This is a genomic window from Thioalkalivibrio nitratireducens DSM 14787 (assembly GCF_000321415.2).
GTDB lineage: Bacteria > Pseudomonadota > Gammaproteobacteria > Ectothiorhodospirales > Ectothiorhodospiraceae > Thioalkalivibrio > Thioalkalivibrio nitratireducens.
The window spans coordinates 2,650,651-2,659,828 of record NC_019902.2 but is presented as its reverse complement, the minus strand read 5'-3'; the positions used below and the strand labels follow the sequence as shown (position 1 = coordinate 2,659,828).

Here is a 9,178-nt window from a genome sequence, read left to right as displayed (position 1 = left end):
CATCATCAGTCACCAGAAAACAAGTTCAAGAGGTTCGTGCTGTGTCCAAGGAAAAATTCGAGCGTAAGAAGCCGCATGTGAATGTGGGAACGATTGGTCACGTGGACCACGGGAAGACGACGCTGACGGCGGCGTTGACGGTGGTGCAGGGGAAGAAGTTTGGTGGCGAGTCGAAGGCCTACGACCAGATTGACAACGCGCCGGAGGAGAAGGCGCGCGGGATCACGATTGCGACGGCGCATGTCGAGTACGAGACCGACCAGCGGCATTACGCGCACGTGGACTGTCCGGGGCACGCGGACTACGTGAAGAACATGATCACCGGTGCGGCGCAGATGGACGGTGCGATTCTGGTGGTTTCGGCGGCGGACGGTCCGATGCCGCAGACGCGGGAGCATATTCTGCTGGCGCGGCAGGTGGGGGTTCCGTACATCGTGGTGTACTTGAACAAGGCGGACATGGTGGACGACGCCGAGCTGCTCGAGCTGGTGGAGATGGAGGTTCGGGATTTGCTGTCGAGTTACGATTTCCCCGGGGACGACACGCCGATCGTGACCGGTTCGGCGCTGAAGGCGCTGGAGGGGGACGACAGCGAGATTGGTTCGCAGTCGATCGAGAAGCTGGTGGCGGCGCTGGACTCGTACATTCCGGAGCCGGAGCGTGCGGTGGACGGTGCGTTTTTGATGCCGGTGGAGGATGTGTTTTCGATTTCCGGGCGTGGCACGGTGGTGACGGGTCGGGTCGAGCGTGGGATCGTGAAGGTGGGCGACGAGGTCGAGATTGTCGGCATTCGCGACACGCAGAAGACCACGGTGACGGGCGTGGAGATGTTCCGCAAGCTGCTGGACCAGGGGCAGGCCGGGGACAACGTGGGCGTGCTGCTGCGCGGGACGAAGCGTGACGAGGTGGAGCGCGGTCAGGTGCTGTGCAAGCCGGGTTCGATCACGCCGCACACGAAGTTCGAGGCGGAGGTGTACATCCTGGGCAAGGACGAGGGTGGTCGTCACACGCCGTTTTTCAATGGTTATCGTCCGCAGTTTTATTTTCGGACGACGGACGTGACGGGTTCCTGCGATCTTCCGGAAGGCGTGGAGATGGTGATGCCGGGTGACAACGTGAAGATGACGGTGTCGCTGATTGCCCCGATTGCGATGGAAGACGGGCTGCGCTTCGCGATCCGCGAGGGCGGCCGTACCGTCGGCGCCGGCGTCGTCTCCAAGATCATCGAGTGAGCAACATGGCAAACCAGCGTATCCGAATTCGTCTCAAGGCCTTCGATCATCGACTGATCGACCGCTCCGCCGCGGAGATCGTCGAGACCGCGAAGCGCACCGGCGCCCGGGTGAAGGGGCCGATCCCGCTGCCGACCAAGCGGGAACTCTATACCGTGCTGATCTCTCCGCATGTCAACAAGGATGCGCGTGACCAGTACGAACTCCGGACGCACAAACGGCTGATGGACATCCTCGATCCAACCGACAAGACGGTTGATGCGTTGATGAAGCTGGATCTGGCCGCGGGCGTAAATGTGCAAATCAGGCTTAACTAACGGCCTTTTTTCTGTCATAATACGTGGCTTTCCGTGGCCCGGCGGGTTTCGTGTCGCCGGGCCACGGCTTTAGGGCGCCCTTGCGGCGCATTCGAATCAGGAAGGGGTTTAGCAATGTCTCTTGGACTCATCGGTCGCAAGCTCGGGATGACGCGCGTCTTCACCGAGGATGGCGCCTCCCTGCCGGTGACCGTGGTGCAGGTGGGCCACAACCGCGTGGTGCAGGTCAAGCGTTCGGACAGGGACGGCTACGACGCCGTGCAGCTGACCGCCGGCGCACGCAAGCCTTCGCGGGTAGGCAAGCCGGCGGCCGGGCATTTCGCGAAGGCGGCGGTGCAGCCGGGGCGCGGCCTCTGGGAGTTCCGCGTGGGCCGCGAACGGCTCGATGGGATGGCCGCCGGGGACGAGCTCGGTGTTGACCTGTTCAGCGAGGGCCAGCTGGTCGACGTGACCGCGCGCAGCAAGGGCAAGGGCTTCCAGGGCGTCGTGAAGCGTCATAACTTCCGGATGCAGGATGCGACCCACGGCAACTCGCGAGCACACCGGGCGCCGGGTTCCATCGGGCAGAACCAAACGCCGGGCCGGGTGTTCAAGAACAAGAAGATGGCGGGCCACATGGGCGATGCCCGCAAGACCGTGCAGAATCTGAAGGTCGTGCGCGTGGACAGCGAGCGGGGGCTGCTGCTGATCCACGGCGCGGTGCCGGGGGCGCCGAGCGCCGACGTGATGGTCCGCCCCGCCGTCAAGGCCAAGGGATAGAACGATGCAAGTCATAACCGCAGATACCGCCACCGCAGTCGAGCTGTCGGCCGCCTGCTTCGAGCGGGAATTCAACGAGTCGCTGGTTCACCAGAGTGTCGTCGCGCAACTCGCCGGCGCACGCGCCGGAACCCGTGCGCAGAAGGGCCGGACTGAGGTGAGCGGTGGCGGGATCAAGCCGTTTCGTCAGAAGGGCACCGGGCGCGCGCGTGCCGGAACCATCCGCAGTCCGCTATGGCGCGGAGGTGGCAAGGTCTTTGCCGCCAGCACGCGGGACTTCAGCCAGAAGCTGAACCGCAAGATGTATCGCGCCGCGATGGCTTCGATTCTGTCGGAGTTGCTGCGCCAGGAGCGTCTGAAGCTGGTCGAAAGCTTCCGGGTTGATTCGGGGAAGACCCGCGATGCGGCAGCGGCGCTGCGGGCGCTGGCCCTGGAATCGGGCCTGGTGGTGGTGGGCGAGCGGCACGGGCCGACGTGGTTGGCGCTGCGCAACATACCGAACATTGATGTCGTGACCGCGGCCGAGCTGAATCCCGTACGCCTGGTGGGTGCGGAGGTCGTGGTGATGACCGCAGACGCGGCGAAGCGCGTTGAGGAGTGGCTGGCATGAACCCGCGTTTGTTGCAGGTGATCCTGGGGCCGGTGGTCTCTGAGAAATCGACGGCGGCGGGCGAAACCGGCACCCACGTGTTCCGGGTGCGTCCCGACGCCACCAAGCACGAAATCCAGCAGGCCGTGGAGAAGATTTTCGAAGTCAAGGTGCAGTCGGTGCGGACACTGAACATGGCCGGCAAGGTGAAGCGATTCGGTGGTCGGCTGGGCCGTAGGAACCACTGGAAGAAAGCCTACGTGTCGCTCGCTCCCGGCGAGAAAATCGAACTGGGCGAAGGGGATCAGGTGTAAGTCATGGCGATCATCAAGACCAATCCCACGTCGGCGGGGCGCCGCCACGCGGTTCAGATCCGCACCCCGGAGCTGCATTCCGGTGCGCCGTACGGGCCGCTGCTCGAGAAGAAGGCACGGACCGGCGGGCGCAACAACCGCGGGCGGATCACAGTGCGCCACGTCGGTGGCGGCCATAAACAGCATTACCGGCTCGTCGACTTCAGGCGCAACAAAGACAACGTTCCGGCGCAGGTCGAACGGCTCGAATATGACCCGAACCGCAGTGCGCATCTGGCGCTGCTGAAATATGCAGACGGCGAGCGCCGCTACATCATCGCGCCGAAAGGGGTCCAGCCCGGGGACACGCTGCAGAGCGGAAGCCAGGCCCCGGTGCGCCCAGGAAACGCAATGGAGCTTCGCGCGATCCCTGTTGGCACCGTCGTTCACTGTGTCGAAATGAAACCGGGCAAAGGTGCGCAGATCGCGCGCTCCGCCGGCACCTCGGTGCAGTTGGTTGCAAGGGAGGGGCGGCTCGCGACGCTGCGGCTGCGTTCCGGCGAGATGCGCCGGGTGCCCGCCGAGTGTCGCGCGGTGGTCGGAGAGGTCGGCAACAGTGGGCACAGCCTGCGGAAATTCGGCAAGGCCGGCGCCAAGCGATGGGTCGGGGTGCGTCCGACGGTGCGCGGCACCGCGATGAACCCGGTCGACCACCCGCACGGCGGCGGCGAGGGTCGGAACTTCGGGAAACATCCGGTCACCCCTTGGGGTGTGCCGACGAAGGGTTACAAGACCCGAAACAACAAGCGTACCGACCGCATGATCGTGCGTCGGCACAAGAAGTAACGGAGCTCGATCATGCCGCGTTCACTGAAAAAGGGTCCGTTCGTCGACCATCACCTGCTCAAGAAGGTCGACGTTGCCGTGGAAAAGAACGACCGGCGGCCGATCAAGACCTGGTCGCGCCGGTCGATGATCATTCCGCAGATGGTCGGTCTGACACTGGCGGTGCACAACGGCCGGCAGCATGTGCCGGTGCTGGTGACCGAGAACATGGTCGGGCACAAGCTCGGCGAGTTCGCCGCGACCCGGACTTTCAAGGGCCATGTGGCCAACAAGAAGTCGCGCTAAGGAACTGTGATGGAAACGCAAGAAACGATCGCGAAGCTGCGGTTCGCCCGGATCTCGCCGCAGAAGGCCCGTCTGGTCGCGAATCAGATTCGGGGCAAGAAGGTGGAGCAGGCACTGAACGAACTCGGCTTCAGCCCGAAGAAGGCGGCGTCGATGCTCAAGAAGGTGCTCGAGTCCGCCATCGCCAATGCGGAGAACAACGACGGGGCCGATGTCGACGAGCTGCGGGTCAGCCGGATCCAGGTCGACCAGGGCCCGACGCTGAAACGGATGCACGCGCGCGCCAAGGGCCGTGGCAACCGCATCCTGAAACGTACCAGCCACATCCTGATTGGCGTCAGCGAGAAGGGGGCGAAATAACCATGGGCCAGAAGGTACATCCAACCGGCATTCGTCTCGGTATCTCGCGCCCCTGGGCGGCAGTGTGGTACGAAGACGGGAACAGCTTCGGAAAGACGCTGAACAGCGATCTCGAACTGCGCTCGTTCCTGCGCAAGCGTCTCGCGCACGCGTCGGTGAGCCGCGTCCAGATCGAGCGGCCCTCGCGCGCCGCGCACGTGACCATTCACACCGCGCGCCCGGGCATCGTGATCGGAAAGAAGGGCGAGGACATCGAGGCATTGCGGCGCCAGGTAGCCGCTCGCCTGGGGCTGGAGATCGCAAACGTCAAGATCAACATCGAGGAGATCCGCAAGCCGGAGGTCGATGCCCAGTTGGTGGCCGAGGGGATTGCACAGCAGCTCGAGCGCCGGATCATGTTCCGGCGCGCGATGAAGCGTGCGGTCGGTAACGCACAGCGTCTCGGTGCCCAGGGCGTGAAGGTGCACGTCTCGGGGCGCCTGAACGGCGCCGAGATCGCGCGCTCGGAGTGGTATCGGGAGGGCCGGGTGCCGCTGCATACCCTGCGTGCCGACATCGACTACGGGTTCGCCGAGGCCAAGACGACCTACGGCGTGATCGGGATCAAGGTCTGGATTTTCAAGGGTGAAGTTTTCGGCCTCGACGGTGCGTCGGAAGCCAGGCCCGCGACCGCGAACTAGGACATCGACATGCTGCAGCCAAAAAGAACCAAGTTCCGCAAACAGTTCAAGGGCAAGAACCGCGGCCTCGCGACCGTCGGGGCGAAGGTGAGCTTCGGCGAGTTCGGCCTCCAGGCGGTGGACCGGGGGCGGATCACCGCGCGCCAGATCGAGGCGGCGCGGCGAGCGATGGTCCGCCACATCAAGCGTGGCGGCAAGATCTGGATCCGGGTGTTCCCGGACGTGCCCGTCTCGAAGAAGCCGCTCGAGGTTCGGATGGGGAAGGGCAAGGGCAACGTCGAGTACTGGGTGTGCAAGATCCAGCCGGGACGCGTGCTGTATGAAATGGAAGGGGTCAACGAGGAGACCGCGCGCGAGGCGTTCCGCCTGGCAGCCGCGAAGCTGCCGATCAAGACGACGTTCACGCGCAGGCAGGTGATGTGATGAAGTTCGCGGATCTGAAGATTAAGAGCGACTCGGAGCTCGGCGAAGAGCTGCAGGGCCTGTATCAGGAACAGTTCGCGCTGCGCATGCAGAAGGCGGTTGGACAGCTTGCGCGTCCGGACCGTGTGAAAAAGGTTCGGCGCGAGATCGCTCAGATCAAGACGCTGATGAACGAACGCAAGGCGGCAGGATAAGAACATGAGCGACGAAATGTCGAAGACCCAGCGTTCGATCATCGGGCGTGTGGTGAGTGACAAGGCGAACAAGACCCGGACCGTGCTGGTGGAGCGCCGCGTGCGGCATCCGCTGTACGGTAAGTTCATCCGGCGGAGCACCCGGCTGTACGTGCACGACGAGGGTAACGAGTCGCGCCTGGGGGATACCGTGCGGGTGCGTGAGTGCCGGCCGCTGTCGCGCCTCAAGCGCTTTGCGCTGGTCGAAGTGGTCAGCCGCGCCCAGGCATGAGCCGGCGCCAATCGTTGGAGAGTTAAGTCATGATTCAGATGCAGACCGTTCTGGAGGCCGCCGACAACAGCGGCGCCCGCCGGGTGCAGTGTATCAAGGTGCTGGGTGGATCCCACCGCCGGTATGCGCGGGTCGGTGACGTGATCAAGGTCAGCGTCAAGGACGCGATCCCGCGCGGGAAGGTGAAGAAGGGCGACGTCTACAACGCGGTCGTCGTGCGTACCGCGGCGGGGGTCCGGCGCCCGGACGGCTCGGTGATTCGATTCGACCGGAATGCCGCGGTGCTGCTGAACAACCAGCTGCAGCCGATTGGCACCCGGATTTTCGGCCCGGTGACCCGCGAACTGCGCGGCGAGAAGTTCATGAAGATCATCTCGCTGGCCCCGGAAGTACTGTGAGGCAGGCCATGAAAAAAATCCGCAAGGGCGATGACGTGATCGTGATCACGGGCAAGGACAAGGGCCGTCGGGGTACCGTGCTGCGGTCACTCGAGGGCGACCGCGTCCTGGTCCAGAACATCAATATGGTGAAGAAACATCAGAAGCCAAACCCCAACATGGGGCGGACCGGCGGCATTATCGAGAAAGAGATGCCGATCGATGTTTCCAACGTGATGCTTTTCAATCCCGCCACCGCCAAGGGTGACCGGGTTTCCTTCAAGACCCTCGAAGACGGGCGCAAGGTTCGGGTGTTTCGCTCGAACGGCGAAGTCGTCGACGCATAAGGGCGAGAAAGAGAGCCATGGAACGTTTGAGAGCGCAGTACCTGGAGTCGGTCGTGCCGGCCCTGCAGGAACAGTTTCAGTACCAGAACGTGATGGAGGTTCCGCGCATCACGAAGGTCACGCTGAACATGGGTTTGGGCGACGCGGTCGCCGACAAGAAGGTGATCGAGCACGCGCTGGCCGATATGTCCGCGATTGCCGGGCAGAAGCCGGTTGTGACCAAGGCGCGAAAATCGATCGCGGGGTTCAAGATCCGCGACGGGTATCCGATCGGATGCAAGGTCACGTTGCGCCGGCGTCGGATGTACGAGTTTCTGGACCGGCTGATCAATGTCGCGCTGCCGCGGGTGCGCGACTTCCGTGGCTTCAGTCCGCGCGCGTTCGATGGCCGGGGCAACTACAGCCTGGGCGTCAAGGAACAGATCATCTTCCCGGAAATCGATTACGACCGGGTCGACAAGATTCGCGGGATGGATATCACCATCACCACCGATGCGAAGAGCGACGAGGAAGCGAAAGCGCTGCTTGCGGCCTTCCGTTTTCCGTTCCGGCAGTAACCCGAGGTTTCGAGAGATGGCAAAGATTTCGATGATGCAGCGCGAACAGAAGCGTGCCCGGCTGGTGGCGAAGTATGCCGCGCGGCGCGCCGAGTTGAAGACGAAAATCCTCGACGAGTCCCTGCCGGGCGAAGAGCGGCTGGCGGCAATGCAAGCCTTGCAGAAGCTGCCGCGTGATTCCAGCGCGGTGCGCCAGCGCAATCGCTGTGGGCTGACGGGGCGGCCGAAGGGGTACTATCGGCGGTTCGGTCTGGGCCGGAACAAGCTGCGCGAGTTCGCAATGCGCGGCGAGATCCCGGGCTTGCGCAAGGCGAGTTGGTAAGGAGACAGACGAGATGATGACCGATACGATTGCCGACATGCTTACACGCGTGCGCAACGCGCAGCGAGCGCAAAAGAAGAGCGTGGTCGTGCCCTACAGCCGCACCAAGGAAGCGATCCTGAAGGTGTTCGCGGAGGAAGGCTACGTGGGGGACGTCAGCGCCGAGGGCGACGGTGCCTCGAGGCAGCTGCACGTGACGCTGAAATACTTCCAGGGTCAGGGCGTGATCGAGAACCTGCAGCGGATCAGCCGGCCCGGGCTGCGGATCTATCGGGGCAAGGACGATCTGCCAAAAATCAACGCCGGCCTGGGCGTTGCGATCGTCTCCACTCCGAAAGGGGTGATGACGGATCGTGCGGCGCGGGCTTTGGGGCAGGGCGGCGAAGTGCTCTGCAAGATCTACTGAGGAAAACGCGATGTCTCGGGTAGCAAAACGACCGCTGAACCTTCCCGCCGGGGTCACCTTGGAGTTGACCGAGCAGGAGATCACCGTGAAGGGTCCGAAAGGGACCATTGCGATGGCCCGCCCGGATGCCGTCGAGGTCTCGGTCGACGGGAACGTGGTGTCCGTGGCAGCGGCCGCGGACGCGGCCAACGGCGCGCTTGCCGGCACCGTGCGCTCTCTGCTGGGGAACCACGTTCACGGCGTGAGTCAGGGATTCGAGCGCGGCCTGGAATTGGTCGGTGTCGGATACCGCGCTCAGGCCCAGGGCAAGGTACTGAACCTCAACCTGGGGTTTTCGCACCCGATCGCATTCGAGGTGCCGGACGGCGTGACGATCGATACGCCGAGCCAGACCGAGATCGTGGTCAAGGGCCACGACTGCCAGCAGGTGGGGCAGGTCGCCGCCAACATCCGCGCCTTCCGGCCGCCGGAGCCCTACAAGGGCAAGGGCGTGAAGTACAAAGGTGAGCGCATCCTTCGCAAAGAAGCCAAGAAGAAGTAGGGTAGATCCGTGGACAAGAAAGAGTCGAGACTCAGAAGGGCGCGCCGCGCGCGGTTCAAGATCCGGGAGCTGGGCGTGCACCGCCTCTGTGTACACCGGACCCCGCGGCATATCTATGCGCAGGTCATCGCCCCCGGCGGCGAGCGCGTGCTCGCGGCGGCGTCCACCGCGGAGTCCGCGGTGCGGGGCGATGTCAAATATACCGGCAACGTCGATGCGGCGACGCGGGTAGGAAAGCTGATCGCGGAAAGGGCCCGGCAGGTCGGGGTCGATCGCGTGGCCTTCGACCGTTCGGGTTTCCGCTATCACGGTCGCGTACAGGCCCTGGCCGATGCCGCCCGCGAGGGTGGTCTCACGTTCTGAGCGGATCGGGTAGCAA

19 protein-coding genes are annotated in these 9,178 nt (G+C 63.9%); all 19 read left to right on the top strand.

Translation table 11 applies throughout. The annotated features are described in order from the left end of the window. The first annotated feature begins 41 nt into the window (after positions 1-41). The 19 genes from tuf to rplR all read left to right on the top strand — a co-directional run bounded on the left by tuf (position 42) and on the right by rplR (position 9,162). Positions 42-1,232, top strand: a complete 1,191-nt coding sequence (gene tuf / locus TVNIR_RS12140; RefSeq protein WP_015259329.1) for an elongation factor Tu — start codon at positions 42-44, stop codon at positions 1,230-1,232. Positions 1,233-1,237: 5 nt separating this feature from the next. Continuing rightward, positions 1,238-1,549: a 30S ribosomal protein S10 gene (gene rpsJ / locus TVNIR_RS12135; protein ID WP_006747221.1), complete on the top strand. Its 312-nt coding sequence runs from the start codon at positions 1,238-1,240 to the stop codon at positions 1,547-1,549. 114 nt (positions 1,550-1,663) lie between these two features. Then, the gene (gene rplC / locus TVNIR_RS12130) at positions 1,664-2,308 is read left to right on the top strand and encodes a 50S ribosomal protein L3 (protein WP_015259328.1); all 645 of its coding nucleotides are present in this window, start codon (positions 1,664-1,666) and stop codon (positions 2,306-2,308) included. 4 nt (positions 2,309-2,312) lie between these two features. Further along, a complete protein-coding gene (gene rplD / locus TVNIR_RS12125) occupies positions 2,313-2,918 on the top strand; it encodes a 50S ribosomal protein L4 (protein ID WP_015259327.1) in 606 nt (201 codons plus the stop codon). Then, positions 2,915-3,211 (top strand): 50S ribosomal protein L23, encoded by a 297-nt coding sequence (rplW, locus tag TVNIR_RS12120; protein WP_015259326.1) that lies wholly within the window; start codon positions 2,915-2,917, stop codon positions 3,209-3,211. Before rplD ends, rplW begins: the two co-directional genes overlap by 4 nt. Before the next feature lie 3 nt (positions 3,212-3,214). After that, the gene (rplB, locus tag TVNIR_RS12115) at positions 3,215-4,036 is read left to right on the top strand and encodes a 50S ribosomal protein L2 (RefSeq protein WP_015259325.1); all 822 of its coding nucleotides are present in this window, start codon (positions 3,215-3,217) and stop codon (positions 4,034-4,036) included. Between the two features lie 12 nt (positions 4,037-4,048). Next, positions 4,049-4,321: a 30S ribosomal protein S19 gene (gene rpsS, locus TVNIR_RS12110; protein ID WP_015259324.1), complete on the top strand. Its 273-nt coding sequence runs from the start codon at positions 4,049-4,051 to the stop codon at positions 4,319-4,321. Positions 4,322-4,330: 9 nt separating this feature from the next. After that, on the top strand, positions 4,331-4,681 hold the full coding sequence (gene rplV / locus TVNIR_RS12105; RefSeq protein WP_015259323.1) for a 50S ribosomal protein L22: 351 nt from the start codon (positions 4,331-4,333) through the stop codon (positions 4,679-4,681). A 2-nt stretch (positions 4,682-4,683) separates the two neighbouring features. Then, entirely contained in the window at positions 4,684-5,361 is a 678-nt protein-coding gene (rpsC, locus tag TVNIR_RS12100) for a 30S ribosomal protein S3 (RefSeq protein ID WP_015259322.1), read from the top strand. 9 nt (positions 5,362-5,370) lie between these two features. After that, on the top strand, positions 5,371-5,784 hold the full coding sequence (gene rplP / locus TVNIR_RS12095; protein ID WP_006747229.1) for a 50S ribosomal protein L16: 414 nt from the start codon (positions 5,371-5,373) through the stop codon (positions 5,782-5,784). Then, complete coding sequence (gene rpmC, locus TVNIR_RS12090; protein ID WP_043739690.1) at positions 5,784-5,978, top strand: 50S ribosomal protein L29; 195 nt, start codon at positions 5,784-5,786, stop codon at positions 5,976-5,978. Before rplP ends, rpmC begins: the two co-directional genes overlap by 1 nt. A gap of 4 nt (positions 5,979-5,982) precedes the next feature. Further along, on the top strand, positions 5,983-6,249 hold the full coding sequence (rpsQ, locus tag TVNIR_RS12085; RefSeq protein ID WP_015259320.1) for a 30S ribosomal protein S17: 267 nt from the start codon (positions 5,983-5,985) through the stop codon (positions 6,247-6,249). Between the two features lie 29 nt (positions 6,250-6,278). Continuing rightward, positions 6,279-6,647, top strand: coding sequence for a 50S ribosomal protein L14 (gene rplN, locus TVNIR_RS12080; RefSeq protein ID WP_006747232.1), 369 nt, complete (start codon positions 6,279-6,281; stop codon positions 6,645-6,647). Positions 6,648-6,655: 8 nt separating this feature from the next. Further along, on the top strand, positions 6,656-6,973 hold the full coding sequence (gene rplX, locus TVNIR_RS12075) for a 50S ribosomal protein L24 (protein ID WP_015259319.1): 318 nt from the start codon (positions 6,656-6,658) through the stop codon (positions 6,971-6,973). Positions 6,974-6,990: 17 nt separating this feature from the next. Beyond that, positions 6,991-7,530, top strand: coding sequence for a 50S ribosomal protein L5 (gene rplE / locus TVNIR_RS12070; protein ID WP_015259318.1), 540 nt, complete (start codon positions 6,991-6,993; stop codon positions 7,528-7,530). Between the two features lie 16 nt (positions 7,531-7,546). Then, a complete protein-coding gene (rpsN, locus tag TVNIR_RS12065; RefSeq protein ID WP_015259317.1) occupies positions 7,547-7,852 on the top strand; it encodes a 30S ribosomal protein S14 in 306 nt (101 codons plus the stop codon). A 13-nt stretch (positions 7,853-7,865) separates the two neighbouring features. Continuing rightward, a complete protein-coding gene (gene rpsH / locus TVNIR_RS12060; protein ID WP_015259316.1) occupies positions 7,866-8,258 on the top strand; it encodes a 30S ribosomal protein S8 in 393 nt (130 codons plus the stop codon). 10 nt (positions 8,259-8,268) lie between these two features. Further along, on the top strand, positions 8,269-8,799 hold the full coding sequence (gene rplF, locus TVNIR_RS12055) for a 50S ribosomal protein L6 (protein ID WP_015259315.1): 531 nt from the start codon (positions 8,269-8,271) through the stop codon (positions 8,797-8,799). Positions 8,800-8,808: 9 nt separating this feature from the next. Further along, the gene (gene rplR, locus TVNIR_RS12050; RefSeq protein ID WP_015259314.1) at positions 8,809-9,162 is read left to right on the top strand and encodes a 50S ribosomal protein L18; all 354 of its coding nucleotides are present in this window, start codon (positions 8,809-8,811) and stop codon (positions 9,160-9,162) included. Positions 9,163-9,178: the final 16 nt, after the last annotated feature.